22 protein-coding genes are annotated in these 23,167 nt (G+C 63.5%); 10 read left to right on the forward strand and 12 right to left on the reverse strand.

The window, feature by feature from the left end; all coding sequences use genetic code 11:
- Positions 1-5 precede the first annotated feature (5 nt).
- Positions 6-1,325 carry an MFS transporter gene (locus XH91_RS26710; RefSeq protein ID WP_128953356.1) on the reverse strand — a complete coding sequence of 440 codons (1,320 nt, stop codon included), beginning with the start codon at positions 1,323-1,325 and terminating at the stop codon, positions 6-8.
- A 277-nt stretch (positions 1,326-1,602) separates the two neighbouring features.
- Positions 1,603-2,373, reverse strand: coding sequence for an IclR family transcriptional regulator (locus XH91_RS26715; protein WP_128953357.1), 771 nt, complete (start codon positions 2,371-2,373; stop codon positions 1,603-1,605).
- 447 nt (positions 2,374-2,820) lie between these two features.
- Between XH91_RS26715 and XH91_RS26720 the strand changes: the two genes are divergently transcribed.
- Positions 2,821-5,994 (forward strand): hypothetical protein, encoded by a 3,174-nt coding sequence (locus tag XH91_RS26720; RefSeq protein WP_128953358.1) that lies wholly within the window; start codon positions 2,821-2,823, stop codon positions 5,992-5,994.
- A 117-nt stretch (positions 5,995-6,111) separates the two neighbouring features.
- On the opposite strand, the gene XH91_RS26725 is transcribed toward XH91_RS26720, so the two are convergent.
- From XH91_RS26725 to XH91_RS26735, 3 genes are read right to left on the reverse strand one after another with little or no spacing between them, the layout of a single operon-like run.
- Positions 6,112-6,579 (reverse strand): hypothetical protein, encoded by a 468-nt coding sequence (locus XH91_RS26725; protein WP_128953359.1) that lies wholly within the window; start codon positions 6,577-6,579, stop codon positions 6,112-6,114.
- A gap of 20 nt (positions 6,580-6,599) precedes the next feature.
- Positions 6,600-7,115 (reverse strand): GNAT family N-acetyltransferase, encoded by a 516-nt coding sequence (locus tag XH91_RS26730; RefSeq protein ID WP_128953360.1) that lies wholly within the window; start codon positions 7,113-7,115, stop codon positions 6,600-6,602.
- A 54-nt stretch (positions 7,116-7,169) separates the two neighbouring features.
- Positions 7,170-8,342: a hypothetical protein gene (locus tag XH91_RS26735; RefSeq protein WP_245477208.1), complete on the reverse strand. Its 1,173-nt coding sequence runs from the start codon at positions 8,340-8,342 to the stop codon at positions 7,170-7,172.
- A gap of 113 nt (positions 8,343-8,455) precedes the next feature.
- Here XH91_RS26735 and XH91_RS26740 point away from each other — a divergent pair, with 113 nt between their 5' ends.
- Both XH91_RS26740 and XH91_RS26745 read left to right on the forward strand, forming a co-directional pair.
- Positions 8,456-9,214, forward strand: a complete 759-nt coding sequence (locus XH91_RS26740) for a glycosyltransferase family 2 protein (RefSeq protein ID WP_128955005.1) — start codon at positions 8,456-8,458, stop codon at positions 9,212-9,214.
- Between the two features lie 61 nt (positions 9,215-9,275).
- Complete coding sequence (locus tag XH91_RS26745; RefSeq protein ID WP_128953361.1) at positions 9,276-9,653, forward strand: DUF2304 domain-containing protein; 378 nt, start codon at positions 9,276-9,278, stop codon at positions 9,651-9,653.
- A gap of 4 nt (positions 9,654-9,657) precedes the next feature.
- Here the strand turns inward: XH91_RS26745 and XH91_RS26750 are convergent, their stop codons facing one another.
- Complete coding sequence (locus XH91_RS26750) at positions 9,658-10,149, reverse strand: NUDIX domain-containing protein (protein ID WP_128953362.1); 492 nt, start codon at positions 10,147-10,149, stop codon at positions 9,658-9,660.
- A 119-nt stretch (positions 10,150-10,268) separates the two neighbouring features.
- On the opposite strand from XH91_RS26750, the gene XH91_RS26755 reads away from it, so the two are divergent.
- Positions 10,269-11,150 carry a metallophosphoesterase family protein gene (locus XH91_RS26755; RefSeq protein WP_128953363.1) on the forward strand — a complete coding sequence of 294 codons (882 nt, stop codon included), beginning with the start codon at positions 10,269-10,271 and terminating at the stop codon, positions 11,148-11,150.
- A gap of 126 nt (positions 11,151-11,276) precedes the next feature.
- Here the strand turns inward: XH91_RS26755 and XH91_RS26760 are convergent, their stop codons facing one another.
- The 3 genes from XH91_RS26760 to XH91_RS26770 all read right to left on the reverse strand — a co-directional run bounded on the left by XH91_RS26760 (position 11,277) and on the right by XH91_RS26770 (position 13,892).
- On the reverse strand, positions 11,277-11,834 hold the full coding sequence (locus tag XH91_RS26760; protein ID WP_164934144.1) for a hypothetical protein: 558 nt from the start codon (positions 11,832-11,834) through the stop codon (positions 11,277-11,279).
- 190 nt (positions 11,835-12,024) lie between these two features.
- Positions 12,025-12,234 carry a DUF4170 domain-containing protein gene (locus XH91_RS26765; RefSeq protein WP_008137787.1) on the reverse strand — a complete coding sequence of 70 codons (210 nt, stop codon included), beginning with the start codon at positions 12,232-12,234 and terminating at the stop codon, positions 12,025-12,027.
- Positions 12,235-12,257: 23 nt separating this feature from the next.
- On the reverse strand, positions 12,258-13,892 hold the full coding sequence (locus XH91_RS26770; protein WP_128953365.1) for an isocitrate lyase: 1,635 nt from the start codon (positions 13,890-13,892) through the stop codon (positions 12,258-12,260).
- A gap of 233 nt (positions 13,893-14,125) precedes the next feature.
- On the opposite strand from XH91_RS26770, the gene XH91_RS26775 reads away from it, so the two are divergent.
- Positions 14,126-15,571 (forward strand): helix-turn-helix domain-containing protein, encoded by a 1,446-nt coding sequence (locus XH91_RS26775; protein ID WP_128953366.1) that lies wholly within the window; start codon positions 14,126-14,128, stop codon positions 15,569-15,571.
- Between the two features lie 145 nt (positions 15,572-15,716).
- Here the strand turns inward: XH91_RS26775 and XH91_RS26780 are convergent, their stop codons facing one another.
- Positions 15,717-16,010, reverse strand: coding sequence for an antibiotic biosynthesis monooxygenase (locus XH91_RS26780; RefSeq protein WP_074120044.1), 294 nt, complete (start codon positions 16,008-16,010; stop codon positions 15,717-15,719).
- Between the two features lie 227 nt (positions 16,011-16,237).
- On the opposite strand from XH91_RS26780, the gene XH91_RS26785 reads away from it, so the two are divergent.
- Entirely contained in the window at positions 16,238-17,050 is an 813-nt protein-coding gene (locus XH91_RS26785) for a hypothetical protein (RefSeq protein WP_128953367.1), read from the forward strand.
- 178 nt (positions 17,051-17,228) lie between these two features.
- Entirely contained in the window at positions 17,229-17,588 is a 360-nt protein-coding gene (locus tag XH91_RS26790) for a hypothetical protein (protein WP_128953368.1), read from the forward strand.
- 164 nt (positions 17,589-17,752) lie between these two features.
- Here XH91_RS26790 and XH91_RS26795 read toward each other — a convergent pair whose 3' ends face one another.
- Together XH91_RS26795 and htpX are read right to left on the reverse strand one after the other, a co-directional pair.
- Positions 17,753-18,394: a tetratricopeptide repeat protein gene (locus tag XH91_RS26795; RefSeq protein WP_128953369.1), complete on the reverse strand. Its 642-nt coding sequence runs from the start codon at positions 18,392-18,394 to the stop codon at positions 17,753-17,755.
- A 124-nt stretch (positions 18,395-18,518) separates the two neighbouring features.
- Entirely contained in the window at positions 18,519-19,451 is a 933-nt protein-coding gene (gene htpX, locus XH91_RS26800) for a zinc metalloprotease HtpX (RefSeq protein ID WP_128953370.1), read from the reverse strand.
- A gap of 185 nt (positions 19,452-19,636) precedes the next feature.
- Between htpX and XH91_RS26805 the strand changes: the two genes are divergently transcribed.
- The 3 genes from XH91_RS26805 (at position 19,637) to XH91_RS26815 (ending at position 22,990) form a co-directional block, all read left to right on the forward strand.
- Positions 19,637-20,938, forward strand: coding sequence for a lytic murein transglycosylase (locus XH91_RS26805; protein WP_128953371.1), 1,302 nt, complete (start codon positions 19,637-19,639; stop codon positions 20,936-20,938).
- A 269-nt stretch (positions 20,939-21,207) separates the two neighbouring features.
- A complete protein-coding gene (locus XH91_RS26810; protein WP_128953372.1) occupies positions 21,208-21,711 on the forward strand; it encodes a DUF1993 domain-containing protein in 504 nt (167 codons plus the stop codon).
- Between the two features lie 178 nt (positions 21,712-21,889).
- Positions 21,890-22,990, forward strand: a complete 1,101-nt coding sequence (locus tag XH91_RS26815) for an alkene reductase (RefSeq protein WP_128953373.1) — start codon at positions 21,890-21,892, stop codon at positions 22,988-22,990.
- The last annotated feature ends 177 nt before the right edge of the window (positions 22,991-23,167 follow it).

The following is a 23,167-nucleotide window of genomic DNA, read 5'->3' on the forward strand; positions in this document are numbered from 1 at the left end:
TCTCCTCAGTGAACAGGCACGGCACCTGAGGGTGCTACCTCTTCGTAATCGGGGATCGATTCGATGCGGCCGAGCACCACGACATAGAAGAAGATGCCGATCAGCAGCACCGCGCCGGCGATCATGAACGCACCGGCGAAGGATTGCGTCCAGTCGACCACGACGCCTGTTACGATCGGCGCGAGCACGCCCATCATGTTGTTGGTGAAGTTGACAATGCCGCCGACACTTCCCGCCCCGCCCTTGGGCGCGATCAGCGACACGATCGAGGAGCCGACGGGCGCCGCGGCCGACAGGCCGGAGATCGCGATCGACAGCCATAGCAGCGCCCAGCCCGGCTTCACGGTGAAGGCGGCGCCGATCACGGCGAGCCCCATCAGCATGCCGACGATGATCACCGACTGGCGCACCCGCGTGGAGTCGTAGCCGCGCGCGATCAGATGATCGACCAGGAAGCCGCCGATCAAGAGGTCCGACAGGGTCGCGAAGATCCAGGGAATCGTCGAATAGCCCGCGGCCGACATCAGGTTCATGTGCATGGTCTGGGCGAGATAGCCCGGCAGCCAGGTCAGAAAGAGATAGAACGTGTAGCCATAGGCGGAGAAGCCGATGGTCAGGCCCCAGACCTTGCGGTTGCGCAGGAGGTAGCCGAGCATGCGGCTCTGCCCCGCCGCGGCCGGGCCTTCGGGCGTGCCGCCATTGGCGATGATGTAGTCGTGCTCCGCCTTGGAGAGCTTCGGGTCCTCGCTCGGATTGCGGTAGATGACGTAGTAGGCGACGAAATAGAGAAAGCTCAGCACCGCCGTGACGCCAAAACCCCAGCGCCAGCCATAGAGAAAGATCACATAGGCGACCAGCGGCACGCCGATCACGTTGGAGAACTTGGCGGCGGAATCGAAGATCGCAGTCGAGCGCGCGCGTTCGTCGAGCGGAAACCAGTGGCCGGTCGCCTTCTGGCTGGCCGGAAACGCCGGCGCTTCCGCGACGCCGAGCAGCAGACGCGCGGCGAAGATTCCGTAAAGCCCGCTGGCGAGCGCGGTGATGGTGGCGGCGACCGCCCAGAGGAAGCTCGAGGCGCGGCCGACCCTGGTGACGCCGAAGCGGTCGAGCACCATGCCACCGGGGACCTGCAGCAGCGAATAGGTCCAGAAGAACGCGCTGCCGAGCAGGCCGATGTCGGTGGCGCTGAGGCCGAGCTCCTTGGTGAGCTCCGGCGTCGCAGCGGAGAGACCGACGCGATCGATGTAGTTGATGAGAATTCCAACGCCGAGGAGACAGCCGATCAGCCAGCGTCGTCCGGGTACCTGTTGGGTTGCCTTCGCCATTTCGAATCCTCGCTTGGACACGCAGGATCGCGTCTCCCGTCCGACATCGGACCGGGAGAACCTCATCGCGCCTGCAATCACGTTGTCTCTTATAGTGGACAATATTATCTTATAGCGACACGTTAGATATTGCAGCGGCGTGATGTCAAGAGCGGACATTCTAGTCCTGCTCGGCGCGATGCGCATTCGCCGTTACGCGATTCATTGGAATACGCGACGATGGCCTTGCGAAAACGATGCGGATAAATCAGTCAGGGACGCTGACGGTCGGCCCGGTTCAGGAACGATCCGAGAGTTCCGTTGCGGTGGCGACCAGATCGTCGAGCAACGCAGTCCTGCGCTCCTTCACCGAGTCAGCGGGAACGACGAAGCAAAGCGTTGCAACCGCGACACCCTTCTTGTCTCGGATCGGCGCGGCAAGGCACGAGGTGAAGCGATCGGACAGCGCCGTCGTCACGCATTTGCCGTCGCGCCGCGCGCGTGCGACGTCCTTGATGAAATCGTCGACGTCGAGCACGCGGCCATCAGGAAGACGAAAATCCTCTTTCGGCACGAAGTTACGAATCTGCGCCGGGCTCATGTGATCCAGCAGCAACCGGCCGGACGCGGTCCAGGGCAGCGGCACCTCGATGCCGACGTCGGTCGTGATCCGAAACAGGCCCGACCCGTCCCTGGTATCGACCACCACATATTTGCGGCCGCGCAGCGCGCAGAGTTGCGCGGTGGCACTATGCTGGGTCGCGAGACGATCGAGCGCTTCGCGGCATCGGCGATGCAAGGGATTGGCATCCGCATAGGCCCGCCCATAGAGATGCACCGCCTTGCCGAAATAGACCTGGCCGCCCTCGCCGACGCTCTCGAGCAGGTCAGCCTCGATCAGGCGGTTGGCGATGGCATAGACGGTCGATCGCGGCGCGCCCATCTGCTTGGCGAGGTCGCTGAGCTTGGAGGGCGCGCGCAAATGCAGCAGCGCTTCCAGGAGATCGATGGTCCGATCAATCCCGTTCTGGCGTTCCGCGGGCGAGGCGCCCTTCTTCGATGCGGCCAAACTTCACATGTCCTTCGCAAGCTTCGCGTGTGCGGTTTTGGCATAAACCGCGCCGACCGTATAGCGTGTCCGCCTTTGCGCATCCGGAATTCAGCTTCAAATGTTATCCAGATCACAAAGCTGCGGCGGTCCGTCGACGTTTTGCCGCAAGCGTGATCAACACCCGCATCAAACCTGTGGTAGTATCTTCTCGTGAAGCTCTATTAGCGTGTAATTATTTTGAGCACCATGGCAGGTTGTGATTTCAACACTGCCTGTGCCGAATTCGGCCAGCAACGATCGCATTGCTTGCGATCATCGCGCAGGACAACCGACCGGATCTATTTGCGCGCAGGCGGCGCCAAGCGTCTGCAAGCCATAGCACCTTGAACTGCGGAATTTTCTCGAAGCCGCGCCTGCGCAAACCAGAAGCGATCGCGAGACAAATCAGTTTCAAGGAGTAGCAACATGGCTCTCAGCAGCAACAGCTTGACCGATATTGGACAAGGCGCCGGCAAGACCACCAATTTCTGGATACGATACGAGAATTCGCTGGCCGACCAGGCCAACGTCATCAACAACGCCAACTCCCTGCTCGGCAACATCAGTCCCTCGCTGAGCGTCATCGAGAACGAGTTCAACGTCACCACCGGCTGGTTCGGCACGCCCTCCAGCCAGTTCGGCACCGGCGCGCGGCAAGAGGTCCGCCTCGACCAGGCCGACAGCGCCCTCTCGGGCGGAGGCTTCTCCTTTCCCGGCGCCAGCAACAACGGCGTCGGCAATCCGATCAGCCTCGACTCGCAAAACCTGATGAGCGATGCGCCACTGCCGGCGCAGCGCGTCGGCATGGTGTTCATTGCCGAATGGGTCGAGGTGCTGATGGGCATCCGCGGCAACTGGAACGCCGGCGACAGCAGCGGCGAAGGCCTGTCGCACTGGTCGGCCATCACCCGCTTCCAGCAGGGCCATGACAATTATTACAGCTCCTTCGTCGCGAACTGGTTGAACGGGGATGGCAACCCCAATCAGGGAACGATCCTGCCGAATCCGGCGCGCGGCGACTGGGTCACCCAGACCTACACGGGCTCGACGGTGAGCGACGGCACCTTCGTTCACGGCGACGGCGATCCGGTCAGCTACGGCTGCGCGCTCGGTTTCATCTACTATCTCAACGTCCAGCTCAGCTTCAGCATCAACCAGATCATCGCGAACTACAATTCCAACCTCGCCAGCGTCTATCACGCCTTGACCGGCGACAATTCCAATCCGTTCCCGATCTTCCTCGGCCTGGTCGAGAGCGTCTATCCACCCGGAACAACCGCGTCGATTTCCGGCCCCAACCGAAACAATCCCTTCCCGATCGCCCGCGTCTCCTTCGGCGCCGGCAAGAACACATTCGGCAAGGACGAGACGCAGGACATCATCAACACGCAAGGCGGCTACGTTCCCAACGCCTTCACGATCTTCGTCGAAGGGTTCAGCAAGTCTTCGTTCCAGTCGCTCGGCATCACGGTCGGAAGCTTCGGCGGCTCGTTCCCGGGCCTCGCGGGCGTCGCGATCACGCCCAATCCGACCGGCGTGCAGTTCGAGAGCGGTGTCAACGACTTCACGCCGCAGCGTATCGAGATTCCCTACGACCTGCATATCGACACGCCGTTGCTGGCGCAATTCCCCGCAAGCGGCGAGACCGAATTCGACCTCACGGTCTCGCTGAACGCCTCCGCGACCGGACAGGTGAGCGGCTCGCAGGCCACGATGCAGTTCGAGCTGATCGCCGGCGCCGATCCTTACTTCACCAATCTGAACGCGGACCACAGCAACCTGCCCTATCTCAGCCAGGACCTGCGCGTGTTCACGGTCACCCCGGCGCTCAACGCGACGCCGATCCCCGGCGTGCCTGCGCTCGCCGACAACGTCTCCGGCGCCTACACCTATATCCAGAACCTGCTGTCGCGCTGGAATTCCGCGGCCAACGGCTTCACCAATCCGAACGGCCCCGATCCGTTCACGACGATCCTTCCCGATCAGGGCGACGCCAACCAGGGCGACTCCTCGGTGAACCCGTTCACCGTGCAGATCAGCGGCACGTTCCCGCCCAATATCAGCATCGACAATAACTACAGCTTCGCCGTCGCGCGGGTGCGCCTGCGTGGCTCGGCGGCATCGCAGGCCAGCAATGTTCGCGTCTTCTTCCGGCTGTTCACCACCCAGACCAACGACACCGACTACGACGTCAACGGCTCCTACCTCGCCAACAACGATGCCGCCGGCAAGCCGGGCTCGCCAAGAATGGGGGCCGGCAACACCACGATCCCGTTCTTTGCGACCAGCAATTTCTCCAGCCAGACCGACTATACGACCGGCCCCAACATTCAGACGCTGACGATCCCCGACCATCAGGATCAGCTCTGGGCGTATTACGGCTGCTTCCTCAATCTCTACGACGGCGGCAACGTCATCAACGGCGCGCAGGTGCAGACCTACCTGAACGGCACGCATCATTGCATCGTCGCGCAGATCGCCTTCGACGACGCGCCGATTCCGCAAGGCGTCTCGCCGCTGTCCTGGGACCAGCTGGCGCAGCGCAATCTCCAGGTCACGCGCTCCGACAATCCGGGCCCCGCGGCCGCGCATCGCATTCCGCAGACTTTCGACACCAAGCCAGGCCGCGCCGTCCGTGCGCCGCATGGAGCGAACACGATCTATCCGGACGAATTGATGATCGAATGGGGCAGCGTCCCGACCAGCTCGGTCGCCTCGCTGTACTGGCCGCAGGTGCATGCCAGCGAGGTGCTGGCGCTCGCCAAGGCTTTCTACGGCGTCTCGCCACTCGGCATGAGCGATGCCAACACGATCCGGATCCCGATCACCCGCGGCGTCAGCTACGTGCCGATTCCGCCCGGCGCCGGCGACAATTTCGCCGGCCTCATCACCATCGATCTTCCGCAAGGCGTCCGCAGCGGACAGGTGTTCGACGTGACGGTCAAACGGCTCGGCACGCGCATCGGCAAGCCGCTGCCGCCGCCACCTCCACCGCCGCCCAAGCTGCAGACAGCGCCGGCTGTGATGCACGCCGACGGCAAGACGACGCAGGTGGGGACCGCCAAGGGCAGCTCCAAGCCACATCGCGGCAAGCCGACGGAAGTGGAGCGGCTGACGCAATGGCGCACCGTCGTCGGCACGTTCCAGATCCGCATTCCCGTGACCACGGGCGACAAGATCCTCCCTGCCGAAGAGACGACGCTCGCGATCATGAAATGGCGGCTGGAGCAGATGTCACCGTCCAATCGCTGGCATCCGGTGCTGGTGCGCTACATCAAATATATCTCCGACCGCGTCGACGGCCTCGGCGGCAATGCGAGTGCCGTGCCGCCCTCGCTGACCTTCGTGCCGCCGTTGCCGAAGCGGCCGCATGAACCCGAACAAGAGCGTTGCGGCAAGGTCTGCGAGGTGCTGTACGACTGCCACGGCGAGTTCATCGGCTTCATTCTCGAGGATTGCTGCGAGACGCATGTGTTCCACAGCCGGGCCAGGAACGTCGGCAGACTTGCCGTTGAGGCCTGTCGCTACGGTTTGACGCTGTGCGTCTGGGTCGACGGCAAGCACGGCGAGAAGATCCGCAAGCTTGCGATCAAGGCGTAGGGCTGGCGCCACGACACGATCCCGATCGATAGGATCGACGTAATCGTGAGAACGCAAGCTAGATCGAGAGACAGCACCGCGCACAAGGGCTCAGACCTTTGGCGCGGCGCCGCCAGATCAGGAACCTTGCATGTAGCGAACGGGGTTTTCGGGATCGGCTTGGAAGATGCCGGCAATCTCAGCGAAGAGGGCCGATACGGCATCCTGCTGGAGATCGTCGAACCGCTCGAAACTGAAATTGTTGCCACCCATGCGTAGTTCGCCCAGCTTGCCGGCATAGCGGGATACGATCGGCGCGCCTTGCTTCGTTATAGTCACATACACGCTGATGTAGTTTTTCTGGAGCGCAACACCGATCACCGGCCAGTCCGTGCTTTTTCCGGATTTGACGGCGTAGCGAAACTTTCCGTAACCGATCATCTTCATGCGCATGCCCGCCTCGCCCGCGGGCGTTCCCTGATGGAAATGGCGCTTGAGGGCTGGCGCGGCCGAGACAATCAGTCTGTGCAACGCGGTCAGGTCGCGCTTTCGCTCCGGATCGAAATCGAGGTAGGCCTGCAAGGTATCGGCTGTGACTCGGAACATATGAGCCTCGAGTTGGTGCGCTAGCCCCGCGCCTTGCTCCAGTCCGGAGCCACCGTGCCGGAGACGCCTTCGAAGGCGCCGTCGGCCAGCTCGAACACCAGGACACGCGCGGCATCGACCGGGCCCGGCATGGTGATGCGGCCTTTAGGGACCAGCTTGAAGCCGACGCGGCTGTAATAGGGCTCGTCGCCGACCAGCAGCACGATGCGATGCCCCTTGTCCCTGGCCTCGTCCAACGCCCGCTCCATCAGCATGCGGCCGATGCCGCGGCTGCGGAACGGCGGCTCCACCGTGAGCGGTCCGAGCAGCAGCGCCGGCGTCTCACCGATCGTCACAGGCAATTGCCTGACGGAGCCGACCAGCAGCGTGCCAATGCGGGCGGTGAAGGAGACGTCGAGCAGGTGGTCGACATGCTCGCGGATGCGATAGGCGCTCAGCACGAAGCGGCCGGGGCCGAAGGTACGCTCGTGCAGCCGCTCGATCGCCTGGGCGTCGCCTGCGGCTTCGGGGCGGATGGTGATGGAAAGATCGTTCATGTGACCAGAGCGTTTTCGAGCGAAGTGGGTCCCGGTTCGCGTTCAAAAAACGCGTCACTGCTGGGGGCGGGATAACACCTCAGGGGGCCGCAGTCCATCGGCCTGATGAGTGTCGATCCCCTGCGGCGGACCACGAGTCAGGACGACCGCGAATAACAGCGTCCAAAGCGACAGCATCAGGATCGGGATGACGTAGTACTGCGTGAACACCGGATGCGTGGCAAAGAACGCAAGGTTCAGCGCGAGATTGCCGGCAAGCAGCAGCGCGAGCCTCCTGACGCCCGAATGCTGCGCGAAGCGCCACAGCAGTGCGGTACCCAGGCAGGCGATCACCATCAGCGGGAACTGGGTGTCGTGCAAATAGGCCCGCAGCACGGCAGGATCGAGGCTCGGCGGTGCCGTATCCTGGCCGCCATAGGCCGAGACCAGCGGATGACCCGAATTGACGAAATTCGCCGCGAACACGGGCAGCAGGCCGACGAGGAAGGCGAGGCCCAGCACGAGGCCCGACATGAAGGTCTCGCGGCTGCGCCGGGTCAGGAAGGACAATCCGAAGAAGAGAAAATAGCCGGCCGACAGAACCACGTTCGCAATCCTGAAGCTCGCGGACAGGCCGAGCAGAACGCCGACAGCCACGATCAGCAGCAATCGACGCGGCCGTTCATCAACGAACAGTCGCGCGGTGAACAAGCCCGCCAACGCGCAGACGACCATCGTCGGCGCCATCGAATAGCTGGCTTTGGTCGGATTGATCATGAAATAGATCGCGAGCGCGCCGAACAACGCGGCAAGCGTCAACGCGATCTTTTCCCGCGCACGCCACAGCGCGTACAGCGCGAAGCCGGCGATGAACAAATTGGCCACGACATAGAGCGGTACGACCTGGAACCCCTCGGGGAACAACGCCAGCACGAAGCCCGTTCCCGGTGGCGGTGTCATCACCCATTTGCCACCGTCGGCGGTTTGGGTGTGGCAAGGCGCTCGCGTCGGTTCGTTCCAGTTCGGAAAACCAATACTGCGCAGCTTGGCTGCCAGATAGCCGTCGGTTTCACGGGCAAGGCTGGTGTCGAGGCCCTGCCATCCGAAGCGCTGGAACAGATGTGCCTGCCTGAGGTAGCAGATGTCGTCGTACACGCCGCGGCTCTCGGTCCAATGCGAGATCAGCGTGATGTTGCTGGCCAGCATCGCCAGAAACACGATTGAAAAAAGGATTTTGACAGCTCTCATCTGCGTTCGTCAGGCGGTCCGGTGCGGCTTGAAACGGCCCGCCGCCTGTACATGAAAAGCTCCGGCAAGTATAGCAAGGTGGGGATTCTTGAGGTGAGGCAAACTTGGCCGACATGGGCTTTGGTTCAACCGAAACGCAGGGCAACGGTGCTGCCGCACCGCGACGCGGCGCACCCCGGATTCTGCTCATCATTCCCTGCTTCAACGAGGAAGCTTCGATCGGCGGTCTTTTGAGCGAGATCACAGCGATCGGCCACGACTACCATACGCTGGTCGTGGACGACGGCTCGTCGGATGCGACGGCTGCTGTGGCAAGCCGCAGCTCACCCGTCGCTCGCCTGGCTCAGAATCTCGGCATCGGCGGCGCGGTCCAGACCGGTATCAAATACGCGGCGCGCCACGACTTCGATTTCTGCGTCCAGATCGACGGCGACGGCCAGCATGATCCGCGGGCCATCGAGACTCTGCTGAACGCCTATCGAAAGCAGCCGAGCAACATCACCATCGGAAGCCGCTTCATCGACCGAACCGGCTTCTGCTCCACGCGCATGCGTCGTGCCGGCATCAGACTGATCGTGCTTGCGCTCAACGGGCTTTTCAGCGGCGGCGGCCGCATCACCGACCCGACCAGCGGCATGCGGCTGATGGACCGGACCGCAATCGCATTCTTCGCAAAGGCCTATCCGGCCGATTTTCCGGAACCAATCTCGCTGGCCTGGGCGATGCGCGCCGGCCTCACGATCGGCGAGGTTCCGGTCGAAATGCGGGCGCGGGAGACCGGCTCTAGCTCGATCGACGGCTTGAAGTCAGCGAGCTATATGATCCGCGTCCTCGGCTATATCCTGCTGGCGCGGCTCGTGAGAGCGTCATGACGCCGAGACGCGGCGCTACGAGTTGCAGTCTCATCAAGGTCGATATTTTGCGAGGGCAGCCGTGACAGATTCCCTTCCGAGTCCAGCCACAGTCGTCGTCATCTCTGCCTTTGCGCTTGTCTACATGCTGATGTTGCTGCGCAAGACGCTGCAGGGGAAATTCGATCTCTACGATTTCCTGATGCTCTCGATGGTCGCGATCGTCCCCGCGGGCTTCGCACTGTTCCCGACGCTGGCTTATCTCATCAGCCATTTGACCGGCGTCGTGTTTCCGTTCGTCGTGATGTTCGGCGGCCTGTTTCTCGTGGTCTTCGCTTTCCTGCACACCATGACGGCGCGGCTGCACAGGCTCGAGCGGCAGAATTGCGCGCTGATCCAGGAGTTGAGCCTGCTGGCGGTGGAGTTGAAAACAAGGGAGAGCGGCCAGCCGAGCAATTGAGCGTTCACCGCCACGTCGCCATCGCGGGCTTGCCATCGAGCACTTCCGCGATCCTTAAGCGCGTGCCGGGCGTGGCCCCCTCCGGCAGCGCGGCGGCGTCGAAGAAGCCGCATTCGATGATCTCGCGGTTGGGCTCGGGCAACCGGTCCTGGCGGAAATGCCTGACGACGTAGACCGCGACATGGTCGCGGCGGGAGACGTGGCTGTTGAGGAAAATGCCATGCAGCACGGCCTCCCCTAGCAGGTCGATGTCGCCCTCCTCCTTGAGCTCGCGGCGCATCGCCTGTTCCATGGTCTCGCCAAAGTCGACGCCACCGCCGGGCAGATACCAGCCGGAGACGTAGCTGTGCTTGACCAGGAACACCTTGTTGTCGGCATCGAGCACCACGGCGCGAACGCCCAGCGTCATGCCACGGACCACCAGGAAGTAGGCGTGGAAGAACCGCCGCAGCAGCGGCTCGAATTTTCGTCGGATCTGGTACAGGCGCTCTCCCATCAGTCTCCCGGGCTTCCCTCTTTCATGCTTCTCTCTTTCAGCCTTCCCTTGCAGGTTGCCGGCGACCTTGCCATTACAGCATATGAATAGCGAGGCAATCGCGCGCGATGACATCTTTCATGGCACCTTTCACGCTCGCCCATCTGTCCGACCCGCATCTGCCGCCGCTGCCCAAACCGCGGCTGACCGAGCTCGCCGGCAAGCGCGCGCTCGGCTTCGTCAACTGGACGCGCAACCGCCATAAATACCAGCGCCGCGAGGTGCTCGACGCGCTGGTTGCCGATGTGCAGGCGCAGGCGCCGGATCACATCGCGGTCACGGGTGATCTCGTCAATCTGGCGATGGAGGCGGAGTTCGCGCCGGCGCGCGCCTGGCTCGACCAGGTCGGGCCGCCCGACCGCGTCACCACGATTCCCGGCAATCACGACGCCTATGTCCGTGCGACCTCTCACCGCTTCGGTGAGACCTTTGCGCCCTATCTTGCTGATGACGCCGGCCGCATTGGCTTTCCCGGCGTGCGCCGCCGCGGACCGGCTGCGTTGATCAGCCTCTCCAGCGCGGTGCCGACGCTGCCCTTGATGGCGACGGGCACGCTCGGGCGCAATCAGCTCACCGAGCTCGAACATGTGCTCTCGCAGCTCGCGACTGAAGACGTTTTCCGCGTGTTGCTGGTGCATCACCCCCTGAAATCCGACGCGCGCCAGAAGCGGCTGACGGATTCGGCTGCGCTGCTGGCGCTGCTGAAGCGCCAGGGTGTCGAACTGGTCCTGCACGGGCACGACCACATTCATTCGACGATGTGGTTCGAGGGCCCGAACGGCAAGATTCCCGCGATCGGCGTGCCATCGGCCTCCGCGCTCGCGCACGGACGTTATCCCGCGGCGGCCTACAATCTGTTTGCGATCGAGAAGGACGATGCCGGCTGGCGCTGCGAGCAGATCGTGCGCAGCATCGATCATGGCTTGCAGATCCGGGAGATCAAGCGCGCGCGGGTGGTGTGAACCCACGCCGTCATTCCGGGGCATGCGAAGCATGAGCCCGGAATCCATCGGGCGGCAATACGTGAGGACAAATGGATTCCGGGCTCGCACCTTCGGTGAACCCCGGAATGACGACGGAGAGTAATTTCACCAGCTCCGCAACGCCGCGAGCACCGCGACACCGAACAGCGCGGCGGCGCCGAGGATGAAGCCGAACACGAACGGCCAGAGGCGCGAGCGGCGAGGCGGCTGCTCCGCAACCTCCTCCTTCGGCTCCGGCGGCACCACCATCGCGTGCTCGCGCTCGATCATGCGGCGGGCGACATAGTCGGTCACGGCGTCCACGATCACGGCCGTGTCGTGCGATTCGGCGAGCACGATGCGGCCGAAGCGGGTATCCTGGACGAAGCGGTACTGCCGCTTGTCGCGCCCCATCATGATGTGGGCGACGACGTCGATCCAGAGCCTGGGCGTATCCCCCTGGCTGATGCCGCGGTCGAACAGGTCGATCCTATCGGGCACCTGGGCGAACAGGGGATCGAGCGCGTCGTTGAGGATTTCGAGCCGCGCCACCTCGGCGTCCCTGAGGTCGACGACGACGCCGGTCCGGTCGGCAGCCTCGATCCGCGCGCGGAGCAGCGCATCGCGCAGCCGCACCGGGCGGGGCTGGCCGGGATTGGTACCGCTGGTCTCGGGCTCTGACATTGTCGTCGCTGTCCTCAACTCTCCCCGTTAACCTATCAGCAACCATCACGCCCGCAAAGGGCCCATTATTCCAAATACTTACGCCGCCCACAGGCCGTTGATGTGTGCCAAAAACAGACGATCCCACCCGGCTTGCGCCGGGTGGGACCCTCCGTCCTTGGACGTCTTCTTAAGGTTTGTCAGCTGGCCGTCAGGCCGAGACCCGCGACGGCTCTTCCACGATGGAGAAACGGACGCCGGCCTTGTGGCGGTTCTCTTCCGAAACCGAGCGCCAGGCGTCTTCGGCTTCCTTGCGGGTCTTGAACGGGCCCTGCACCTGGGCCGAGCCCTCGACCAGCTTGTGGAAGTTCATCGAGCCGAACTCGCCGCCGATCACCCAGAAATTGCTGCCTTTGGTCATTGTCAGTCTCCTGTCGAGGTGCGTTAGCCGAACTGGTTCATGGTGTTGTGGGCGCCGCCCGCCTTCAGGGCCGCTTCGCCGGCGAAGTATTCCTTGTGGTCGTCGCCGATGTCGGAGCCGGCCATGTTCTGATGCTTGGCGCAGGCGATGCCCTGACGGATCTCCTGACGCTGCACGTTCTTGACGTAGCCGAGCATGCCCTGCTCGCCGAAATACTCGCGTGCGAGATTGTCGGTGGACAGCGCGGCCGTGTGGTAGGTCGGCAGCGTGATAAGGTGGTGGAAGATGCCGGCGCGCTTGGCCGAATCCGCCTGGAAGGTCCGGATGCGCTCGTCGGCTTCGATCGCCAGCGGCGTATCGTCATATTCCGGCTTCATCAGCTCGGCGCGGCTGTACTTGCTGACATCCTTACCTGCTTCCTTCATCGCGTCGTAGACCTGCTGACGGAAGTTGATGGTCCAGTTGAACGACGGCGAGTTGTTGTAAGCGAGCTTGGCGTTCGGGATGACCTCGCGGATGCGGTCGACCATCTTGGCGATCTGCTCGATATGCGGCTTCTCGGTCTCGATCCACAACAGGTCGGCGCCGTTCTGCAGCGAAGTGATGCTGTCGAGCACGCAACGGTCCTCGCCCGTGCCGGCACGGAACTGGTAGAGGTTCGAGGGCAGCCGCTTCGGACGCATCATCTTGCCGTTGCGGTTGATGATGACGTCGCCGTTCCTGGCATTCGCCGTGGTGACTTCCTCGCAGTCGAGGAAGCTGTTGTACTGGTCGCCGATGTCGCCGGGCTTGTGGCTGACGGCGATCTGCTGCGTCAGACCGGCACCGAGCGAGTCGGTACGGGTGACGATGATGCCGTCCTCGACGCCGAGCTCGAGGAAGGCGTGGCGGCAGGCGCGGATCTTGGCGATGAACACCTCGTGCGGCACGGTGACCTTGCCGTCCTGGTGACCGCACTGCTTCTCGTCCGAGACCTGGTTCTCGATCTGGAGCGCGCAGGCGCCCGCTTCGATCATCTTCTTGGCGAGCAGATAGGTCGCCTCGGCGTTACCGAAGCCGGCGTCGATGTCGGCGATCACGGGGACGACGTGGGTCTGGAAGTTGTCGATCTTCGCGATCAACTCCTTCTCACGCGTGGTGTCGCCTTCCTTGCGCGCCTTGTCGAGGCTGCGGAAGATGTCGTTCAGCTCGCGGGAATCCGCCTGACGGAGGAAGGTGTAGAGTTCCTCGATCAGCGCCGGCACCGAGGTCTTCTCGTGCATCGACTGGTCGGGCAGCGGGCCGAACTCGGAGCGCAGCGCTGCGATCATCCAGCCGGACAGGTACAGATATTTGCGATCGGTCCTGCCGCCGAAATGCTTCTTGATCGAGATCAGCTTCTGCTGGGCGATGAAGCCGTGCCAGCAGCCCAGCGACTGGGTGTACTTGGTCGGATCGTTGTCATAGGCCGCCATGTCGGCCCGCATCAGCGCCGCGGTGTAGCGGGCGACGTCGAGGCCGGTCTTGAAACGGTTCTGCAGGCGCATGCGGGCGACAGCCTCGGCCGAGACCCCGTTCCAGGTTGGCTGGGTCTTGAGGAGCGCCTGGGCTGCCTCGATCTCGCTCTGATACGAGGCCGGACCCTCAAGGGTGCTGATGCCGCGGGGCTGGTAGTTCATGTGCCTTATCCTTCTCGACAGATGACAAAGCGATTGCCTCGTCATCGACATTTTTGACAATGCATTGCGAAATGCGTGTCGTGAGATAAACGCGAGAAAGAGAAGTTCTTACAGAGGCCTTGTATTTGAATGGTGATGTTGTGTAACATCAGAACATGTAATAGATGTTATTTTGTAAATTCTGTAAATTATAGGTCAGAAAGACTGACCTAGATCCATCTGGAGATCTGAAGATGCCCGCTACGTCGGGAAAAAAGCTATTCGTCGGCCCGCGCTTCCGGCGGATCCGGCAGCAATTGGGGCTATCCCAGACCCAGATCGCCGAAGGGCTCGGGATCTCGCCGAGCTATGTGAATCTGATCGAGCGGAACCAGCGCCCTGTGACGGCGCAGATCCTGCTGCGGCTCGCCGAGACCTATGACCTCGACCTGCGCGATCTCGCCACCGCCGACGAGGACCGCTTCTTCGCCGAGCTCAACGAGATCTTCTCCGATCCGCTGTTCCGCCAGATCGACGTGCCCAAGCAGGAGCTGCGCGACCTCGCCGAGCTCTGCCCCGGCGTCACCCATGCGCTGCAACGGCTCTACGCCGCCTATACCGAGGCGCGCCAGGGCGAGACGCTGGCGGCGGCGCAAATGGCCGACCGCGACGTCGGCACGCGCTATGAGGCCAACCCGGTCGAGCGCGTGCGGGAGCTGATCGAGGCCAACCGCAATTATTTTCCGGAGCTCGAGCAGGCCGCGGAGAATCTGCGCGACGAACTGAACGTCCCGGCCGAAGGACTCTATGCCGCGCTCGCCGCACGCCTGCGCGAAAAGCATTCGATCCAGACCCGCATCATGCCTGTCGACGTGATGCGCGAGACGCTGCGGCGGTTCGACCGCCACCGCCGCCAGCTGCTGATCTCGGAGCTGGTCGATCCGCCCGGACGCGCCTTCCAGCTCGCCTTCCAGCTGGGCCTGGGCGAATGCGCGCAAGCCCTGGAGACCATCATCGGCCGCGCCGGCCCGCTGGACGATGCGCCGCGACGGCTGTTCCGCATCACGCTCGGCAATTATTTTGCGGCGGCCGTGATGATGCCGTACCCGGCCTTCCTCGCCGCAGCCGAGGCGCTCAACTACGACATCCACGTGCTGGCACAGCGCTTCAATTCCGGCTTCGAGCAGGTCTGCCACCGGCTCACCACGCTGCAGCGGCCGAACGCGCGCGGCATTCCGTTCTTCCTCTTGCGTGTCGACAATGCCGGCAACGTCTCCAAGCGCTTTTCCTCAGGCACCTTCCCGTTCTCGAAATTCGGCGGCACCTGTCCTTTGTGGAACGTGCACTCGACCTTCGACACGCCCGATCGCTTGCTCAAGCAGGTGATCGAGCTGTCCGACGGCACGCGCTATTTCTCGATCGCCCAGATGGTGCGCCGTCCCGTCGCGCCACATCCGCTACCGCAGCCGCGCTTTGCCATCGGCCTCGGCTGCGAGATCCGTCACGCGTCACGCCTGACCTACGCAGCCGGCATGGATCTCGAGAAGACGGAAGGCACGCCGATCGGCGTCAATTGCCGTCTGTGCGAGCGCGAAAACTGCGCCCAGCGCGCCGAGCCGCCGATCACGCGCACACTGATCTTGGATGAGACGACGAGAAGGGTGTCGAGTTTCGCATTCTCGAATGCGAGAGAGTTGTAAATCTCACCGCAGTCATGCCCCGCGAAGGCGGGGCATCCAGCACGCCGCGGCTTCTCGGTTCAACCACAGCTGTCTCGGCGTACTGGATCGCCCGGTCAAGCCGGGCGATGACAGCTGAAGATGTGGCGCGAGCCTCGCGCCCCTCTCACGCCAGCGTATGCACGATCACCGGCCCCGCGGCGGCGCTGGCATGCCCGGCCAGCAGCGAGCCCAGATCCTTCTCGATCCAGGCGATGGCGCGCTTGTTCGCCTCCTCGGCCTGCTCGAACTTGTCGAAGATCGAGATCGCGGTCACCGTGTCGTCGCCGGCATAGACCACGTAATAGGCTCTGAAGCCGTCGACATCGCTGATGATCGGAACGGCGCCGTCCTTGATGCGGCGCGCCAGCTCCTCGGCGCTTCCGCTCTTGGCCTTGGCCTGACGGATGGCGGCATACATGGCATCCTCCCTTCCGGCTATCGATTTGGGGCTTGGGGCCCGTGCGCATATTACGCCGAACCACGCGGCCGATCTACCGCTTGGTTAACCCGCCACTAATCCGTGTCCGCGATCTGCAACCCAACATTAAGCACGCCTCAACATCGGTGCCTTAGTCTCGCCCCACTCACTTTTCGCAAACAACGGCAGCCTATCCTGCCGCGTGAAGTGACATCAGGGGGTTCATCATGCGCATTGCGATGCTGCTGACCGCGACCATTGTCGGCGCGCTGTTCGCCAATCCGTCCAACGCCGGCTCGCTCGACGTCGCGTCGACCGATGCCGCGAAATCGCTGCCGCCCGGCTTCCAGAGCTACCGCGGCTACATGTTCGACGTATCGGAGGCCTCCGATCGCAAGGACCTCGACAAGCTCACGGACAATCTCAAGCGCCAGATCGATGTCGTGGAGGCTGCCGGCCTCTCGCCGCGCGTGATGCGCTTCTTCCGCACCGTTCCGATCATCGCCAGCGAGCTGGCATGCCTCGACGAAGGTGCCGCCACCGCGTGTTACGGCCGGGTCACGCCGGACATCCAGCGCACTTCGCCCCGCACGCTGACGGTGTGGGACCATGACACGCAGCGCTGGACCAATCCGAATGCCGTCGACCTCGCGGTCGATTCCGGGCTCGGCGTAATCATGATCCGGCCGGACATGATGCGCTACGAGAAGGAGGCCGTGCTGCTGCACGAGATGCTGCACGCCTATCATGCGAGGCTCCTGCCCGACGGCTACGCCAACAAGGGCGTGATCGGCTATTACGCCTATGCCAAGTCCAAGGATCTCCTGCCCAAGGACGCCTATGCGATGAAGAACCACATGGAGTTCTTCGCCGTGACCGCGAGCATTTTCCTGGCGGGAAAGAGCGATTACCAGGATCCGAAGACCCGCGAAGCGCTCAAGGAGAAGATGCCGGACTATTACAAATATCTGGTCGGCGTGTTCGGCTTCGACCCCGATCCGGCGGCGGCCTCGAGCGGGCCGGTGGCCTCGCTGAAGTGAGTGCCGCCGGGCGCCTCCTCGCGCCAGCCTGAAGCCGAAAGCCGCGCGATCCGCGCGGCTTTTTTCGTTTTGTAACGCCGGAAGCTGCGGATGACGCACGGGCGGCAATTGCCAAGGCGGGGGCTGATCTGCATAGTCCCGCCGCATCGATTGGACTGTTTCGAAGAGGATAGAAGACATGGCGGACGCCGACCTGGATGTCGTGATCCGGCAACTTGCCAGACAGCTACAGACGGGCCTGATGACCCGCGCCAAGGAGCGGCGGGATCGCTTCAGCGGCCTCGCGGCCAAGGCCAAGAGCAAGGAGACCGGCGCCCGCTTCAAGATGATGGCCAAGGCCACCATGGAACAGGCCACCGCCGCCGCAAGGCGCCTGCAGATGTCCGCAGACAACGTCGCCGACAGCTACGCCCGGGCGATGCGGCTTGCCGCCAGCACGCCCATCGAGGTCAAGGCAGAGAAGCCGGCCAAGGACAAGCCGATGAAGGACAAGCCGGCGAAGAAAGCCAAGGCAGCAAAAGCCAAGAAAGCGAAGTAGCCGGTGCTTTCTTCCTTCTCCCCTTGTGGGAGAAGGTGGCGCGAAGCGCCGGATGAGGAGTTCTATCCGCTCACAAAGCTATTCTTGAGGATAGAACCCCTCACCCGTCTCGCCGCTATCGCGACGAGCCACCCTCTGCCACAAGGGGAGAGGGAAAAACAGTCTCACCGCCGCGGTGTTGGAATCTCGGTCGGCGCGGAATTGGTAAGCTCGGCGAGTTTTGCGCGCGCGGCATCTTGGGTGCGCGTGTCCTTGCCGGCAGGTAGCGCGAGGGCGGCTTCGAAATCGGCGCGGGCTTCGCTCGCCTGGCCGCGGGCAAGGAACGCGAGGCCACGGTCGAGGCGGGCCTGCGCATCGCCGGGGTCGAGACGGACCGCCGTGCTGTAGCTGAGGATCGCGCGATCGAGATCGCCGTTGGCGATGAGTGCGCGGCCGCGCTCGCGATAGGGCGCCGCCGGCTTGGGATCAAGCGCGATCGCCTCGTCATAATCGCTAATCGCAAGGCCCAGATCGCCGTTGTCCCGGTACGCCTGTGCGCGGTCGCGGTAGAGCGATGCGCGGTTGGGATTGAGATGGATGGCCTCGTTGAAATCGACGATCGCCCGGCCATTGTCGCCGTGCCGCAGCGCGATCCGTCCTCGGCCCTCATAGGCGAAGGCGATCAGGGAGCCACGCAACGGCGAGAAGCCGATCACGGCCGAGCAGATGTCGGGCTCGTCCTCATCTCCGCAATTCACGACCGTATGCGTGGACAGGCCGATGGCCACGCCCAGGACGATCAATAATGGCACGGCAACTCTGGTCATCTTCGACGGTGACCGGCGGGCCAGCCACACATCCCCTTTCGAAGGAACACATTCGCCGAGGTGTTAACATCTGCCGGCCGGGCGCTCTGTGCGCCAGGTCACAAAGCAGGGCAGAATCTCCGTATCAGCCCCACGGCCCGCGTGAGGACGAGCGGCCCCACGGACCCTGGGGCGGATAGTTCTCGACGGCACCGACCGAGGGCGTCGCCTGCGCGCCGAGTTCTGCCGCAAGCTGCCGGAGCGCCGCGATGCGGTTCTGCGTCGAGGGGTGGGTGGCGAAGAGATTGTCGACGCCGTGGCCCGAGAGCGGATTGATGATGAACATGTGCGCGGTCGCGGGATTGCGTTCAGCCTCGAGATTCGGCACCTGGTGCGCAGCGCTCTCGATCTTGAGCAGCGCCGAGGCCAACCACATTGACTGTCCCGCGATCCGCGCGCCGAGATTGTCGGCGGCATATTCGCGGGTGCGGCTGATGGCCATCTGCACCAGCATCGCCCCGAGCGGCGCCAGGATCATCATCAGAATCGAGCCGACGATGCCGGGACCGTTGTTGTCGCGGTTGCCGCCGAAGAACATGCCGAACTGCGCCAGCATGGAGATCGCGCCCGCGATGGTCGCGGTGATGGTCATCAGCAGCGTGTCGTGATGCTTGATATGCGCGAGCTCATGCGCGAGCACGCCCGCGAGCTCCTCGCGGCTGAGCTGGCGCATCAGGCCGGTGGTGACCGCCACGGCGGCGTTTTCCGGATTGCGCCCGGTCGCGAACGCATTGGGCTGCGGCTCGTCCATCAGGAACACGCGCGGCATCGGCAAGCCCGCGCGGCCCGCCAGCTCGGCGACGAGGCCGACCAGCTCCGGCGCGCTGCGACGGTCGACCTCATGGGCGCCGTACATCGAGAGCACCATGCGGTCGGAGTTCCAATAGGTGAAGAGATTGGTCGCGGCCGCGATGAGAAGCGCGATCATGGCGCCAGCGGCGCCACCGATCAGATAGCCCACGCCCATGAACAGGGCTGTCAGGCCTGCAAGAAGCATCGCGGTACGCAGATAGTTCATGGTCGTCTCCAGCGCCGGCGATCGCCGTCGAAGGCACTGCGGGCCGGCAGACATCAGGTAGGGACGCCCCCTGTTGAAGCGCAAGGCTTCAAGGTGCGTCGCGGAGCCGCGGCACTGGCTTGATCTCGATCATTCCATTAAACTTCGTCAAGAATCCAAGGCGTCTCCCCCCTTTCGGAAACCTCATGCTCCTGACCCGATTTGCGATCGCGGCCGTTACCCTCGCCGCGTTCTCCCTTCCCGCTTCCGCCCAGTTCGCCCCGTCGCCCGCAAGGCCCGCGGCGCCCAGGACGACTGCGCCATCGCCGCGCGCCGCCTCGTGCCACAATGGAGCGAGCTTCGACCGCTTCCTCGCTGAGGTGAAACGACAGGCGGTCGCCGCGGGCGTGTCGCAACGAACGATAGCGGAGGCCTCGCCCTACCTCGTCTACGACCAGGGCATCGTCAACCGCGACCGCGGCCAGCGCGTGTTCGGCCAGCTCTTCACGGAATTCGCAGGCCGCATGGCCGCGCCCTATCGCATGCAGAACGGCCAGCAACACATCAAGCAGCACGCAGCAGCGTTTGCGCGCGCCGAGAAGGAGTATGGCGTGCCGCCAGCGGTCATCGCGGCGTTCTGGGGCCTGGAGAGCGACTTCGGCGCCAACATGGGCAACCTGCCGACGCTGAGATCGCTGGTGTCACTCGCCTATGACTGCCGGCGCTCGGAGATGTTCGTGAACGAGACGATCGCCGCACTGAAGATCATCGACCGCGGCGATCTCACGCCCGACGAGATGATCGGCTCCTGGGCCGGCGAGCTCGGCCAGACGCAATTCCTGCCGACGCATTACGTCAATTACGCCGTCGACTATGACGGCGACGGACGGCGCGACCTCTTACGCAGCGGAGACGACGTGATCGGCTCGACCGCGAACTACATCGCCAATGGCTTGAAGTGGCGGCGCGGCGAGCCGTGGCTGGAAGAGATCAAGGTGCCGCAAAACCTGCCGTGGGATCAGACCGATCTCAGCGTGCAGCTGCCGCGCTCGAAATGGGCACAGTTCGGCGTCACCTATCCCGATGGCCGGCCGCTGCCGAACGACAATCTTCCGGCCTCCGTACTGCTGCCGATGGGACGCTTTGGGCCGGCCTTCATGGCCTACGCGAACTTCGCGGCCTATACCGAATGGAATAACTCGCTGATCTATTCGACCACCGCCGGCTATCTCGCCTCGCGCATTGCGGGCGCAGCGCCGATGCGCAAGCCTGCGGGCCAAGTGGCGCAACTGCCGTTCAACGAGCTCAAGCAATTGCAGCAGCTTCTGGTCCAGGCCGGCTTCAACGTCGGCAAGGTCGATGGCGTGCTGGGCCAGCAGAGCCGCACGGCCGTGAAGGCGATGCAGATCAAATACGGCCTGCCCGCCGATTCCTGGCCGACTGCGGAGCTTCTGGCCCGCATGCGCGGCGGCTCGGCGCAGGCGCAGCCAGCGGCGACGATTCGCTAAACCCCTCGTCTGTCATGCCCCGGCGACCGGGGCATCCAGTACGCCGCGGCCTATCGATTCAATCATTCCCGTCTCGGAGTACTGGATCGCCCGGTCAAGGCCGGGCGATGACAGCGAGGATGTGGCGGCGACCATGACAGCGAAAACGGCGACGCCATGGAATTTTCGCACCGCACAAGCCATTTTCGCGATTGTATTATTCCATGAGGCTCCCATGTGAGTGGCTCAGGTTTTCCGCCTGAGATTCCCACCATTAAAGCGAGCATCACATGTCCTTCTATGACGCCGTCGTCCCCGCCTATTTGCAAATGCTGAACAGCTTGACCGGCCTGCTCACCAAGGCCGAGGCGCATTGCGCGGCCAAGAAGATCGACCCGAGCGTCATGCTCGGCTCGCGCCTCTTCCCGGACATGCTGCCGCTGTCGAAGCAGATTCAGCTCGCCAGCGATTTCGCGGCCAAGGGCTGCGCCCGGCTGACCCATAGCGAGCTGCCTTCGATGCCGGACACGGAGAAAACCTTTGAGGAGCTGAAGCAGCGGCTCGCGAAGACGATCGACTACGTGAAATCATATAAGCCGGAGCAGTTCGAGGGCGCCGACAACAAGGACGTGACCTTCCCGGTGGGCCCGGACCGGACCATGACGCTCAAGGGCCAACAGTTCTTCAGCGCGGTCTCGCTGCCGAACTTCTATTTCCACGCCACGACCGCTCACGGCATCATGCGCCACAACGGCGTCGAGATCGGCAAACGCGATTTCCTCGGCGCGAACTAATTGCTGGATCGCACGGCCACGATAGCGGAAATTCACTGCCGCGGCCGAATTTACGCATGAATCGTGCTGCGCGGGCCCTGCCGCGCAGCTCGCCTGCACTTTCCGTATGGCTCATCCCTTGCGCCCGATGTCGCAATGCACAAGTGTTCCGGACCTCTTAACCTCTGGAAGCATCCCGATGAGCCGTCCGACCAAATTGTTTGAGACCTACAAGCTCGGCCCGATCACGCTGGCGAACCGCCTCGTGATGGCGCCCTTGACGCGGAACCGCGCCACGCCCGGCACCTTCGTTCCGTCTCCGCTCGCCGCCGAGTATTACGGTCAGCGCGCTTCCGCCGGCCTCCTGATCACCGAAGCGAGCCAGGTCTCGCAGCAGGGCCAGGGCTACCAGGACACTCCCGGCATCTACAGCAAGGACCAAGTCGCCGGCTGGCGCAGGGTTACCGACAAGGTGCATGAGCGCGGCGGCAAGATCTTCATCCAGCTCTGGCATGTCGGCCGCATCTCGCATGTCGACCTCCAGGCAGGTGGCGCAGCTCCCGTTGCGCCGAGCGCGATCCGCGCCAAGGGCAAGACTTTCGTGAACGGCACCTTCGCCGACGTCTCCGAGCCGCGCGCGCTCGAGCTCTCCGAAATTCCGGGCATCATCGACGACTTCAAGCGCGCCGCGAAGAATGCGCTGGAAGCCGGCTTCGACGGCGTCGAGATTCATGGCGCCAACGGCTATCTGCTCGAGCAGTTCGCCAAGGACGGCGCCAACAAGCGCACTGATGCATATGGCGGCTCGATCGAGAACCGCGCCAGATTGATGCTTGAAGTCTCCAAGGCCGTCGCGACCGAAGCCGGCGCCGACCGCACCGGCATCCGCATCTCGCCGGTAACGCCCGCCAACGACATCTCGGATTCGAACCCGCAAGCTCTGTACGATCATATCGTCGACGGCCTCAGCGCGCTGAAGCTCGTCTATCTCCACGTCGTCGAAGGCGCGACCGGCGGGCCGCGCGACGTCGCCCCGTTCGACTATGCGAGCATCCGCAAACGCTTCGCTGGCGCCTACATCGCCAATAACGGCTACGATTTCGATCTCGCCACCAAGGTGCTCGACGCAAATGCGGCCGATCTCATTGCCTTCGGCAAGCCGTTCATCTCCAACCCCGACCTGGTCGAGCGGCTGAAGAAGGGCGAGGCGCTGAACGATTGGGACAAGAACACGTTCTATGGCGGCGGCGCCAAGGGGTACACGGACTACCCGGCGCTCGCGGCCGAGCCGGCGGAGTAAGGCTCTATCCACACGAAGACTGTCATGTCCCGCGAAGGCGGGGCATCCAGTACGCCGCGGCCTCTCGGTTCAATCGCAGCTGTCTCGGCGTACTGGATCGCCCGCCTTTGCGGGCGATGACACCGAAAATGCGGAACGCCGGTATCGCAACAGAAAAGGCCGGGGGTCGCTCCCGGC

Source organism: Bradyrhizobium guangzhouense, assembly GCF_004114955.1.
GTDB lineage: Bacteria > Pseudomonadota > Alphaproteobacteria > Rhizobiales > Xanthobacteraceae > Bradyrhizobium > Bradyrhizobium guangzhouense.

Bases quoted from the DNA above. Each gene is read 5' to 3' on its own strand.
- XH91_RS26710 (WP_128953356.1), bottom strand. From the start codon at position 1,325: ATGGCGAAGGCAACCCAACAGGTACCCGGACGACGCTGGCTGATCGGC.
- XH91_RS26720 (WP_128953358.1), top strand. From the start codon at position 2,821: ATGGCTCTCAGCAGCAACAGCTTGACCGATATTGGACAAGGCGCCGGC.
- XH91_RS26725 (WP_128953359.1), bottom strand. From the start codon at position 6,579: ATGTTCCGAGTCACAGCCGATACCTTGCAGGCCTACCTCGATTTCGAT.
- XH91_RS26730 (WP_128953360.1), bottom strand. From the start codon at position 7,115: ATGAACGATCTTTCCATCACCATCCGCCCCGAAGCCGCAGGCGACGCC.
- XH91_RS26735 (WP_245477208.1), bottom strand. From the start codon at position 8,342: ATGAGAGCTGTCAAAATCCTTTTTTCAATCGTGTTTCTGGCGATGCTG.
- XH91_RS26740 (WP_128955005.1), top strand. From the start codon at position 8,456: ATGGGCTTTGGTTCAACCGAAACGCAGGGCAACGGTGCTGCCGCACCG.
- XH91_RS26750 (WP_128953362.1), bottom strand. From the start codon at position 10,149: ATGGGAGAGCGCCTGTACCAGATCCGACGAAAATTCGAGCCGCTGCTG.
- XH91_RS26755 (WP_128953363.1), top strand. From the start codon at position 10,269: ATGGCACCTTTCACGCTCGCCCATCTGTCCGACCCGCATCTGCCGCCG.
- XH91_RS26760 (WP_164934144.1), bottom strand. From the start codon at position 11,834: ATGTCAGAGCCCGAGACCAGCGGTACCAATCCCGGCCAGCCCCGCCCG.
- XH91_RS26765 (WP_008137787.1), bottom strand. From the start codon at position 12,234: ATGACCAAAGGCAGCAATTTCTGGGTGATCGGCGGCGAGTTCGGCTCG.
- XH91_RS26770 (WP_128953365.1), bottom strand. From the start codon at position 13,892: ATGAACTACCAGCCCCGCGGCATCAGCACCCTTGAGGGTCCGGCCTCG.
- XH91_RS26775 (WP_128953366.1), top strand. From the start codon at position 14,126: ATGCCCGCTACGTCGGGAAAAAAGCTATTCGTCGGCCCGCGCTTCCGG.
- XH91_RS26780 (WP_074120044.1), bottom strand. From the start codon at position 16,010: ATGTATGCCGCCATCCGTCAGGCCAAGGCCAAGAGCGGAAGCGCCGAG.
- XH91_RS26785 (WP_128953367.1), top strand. From the start codon at position 16,238: ATGCGCATTGCGATGCTGCTGACCGCGACCATTGTCGGCGCGCTGTTC.
- XH91_RS26790 (WP_128953368.1), top strand. From the start codon at position 17,229: ATGGCGGACGCCGACCTGGATGTCGTGATCCGGCAACTTGCCAGACAG.
- XH91_RS26795 (WP_128953369.1), bottom strand. From the start codon at position 18,394: ATGACCAGAGTTGCCGTGCCATTATTGATCGTCCTGGGCGTGGCCATC.
- htpX (WP_128953370.1), bottom strand. From the start codon at position 19,451: ATGAACTATCTGCGTACCGCGATGCTTCTTGCAGGCCTGACAGCCCTG.
- XH91_RS26805 (WP_128953371.1), top strand. From the start codon at position 19,637: ATGCTCCTGACCCGATTTGCGATCGCGGCCGTTACCCTCGCCGCGTTC.
- XH91_RS26810 (WP_128953372.1), top strand. From the start codon at position 21,208: ATGTCCTTCTATGACGCCGTCGTCCCCGCCTATTTGCAAATGCTGAAC.
- XH91_RS26815 (WP_128953373.1), top strand. From the start codon at position 21,890: ATGAGCCGTCCGACCAAATTGTTTGAGACCTACAAGCTCGGCCCGATC.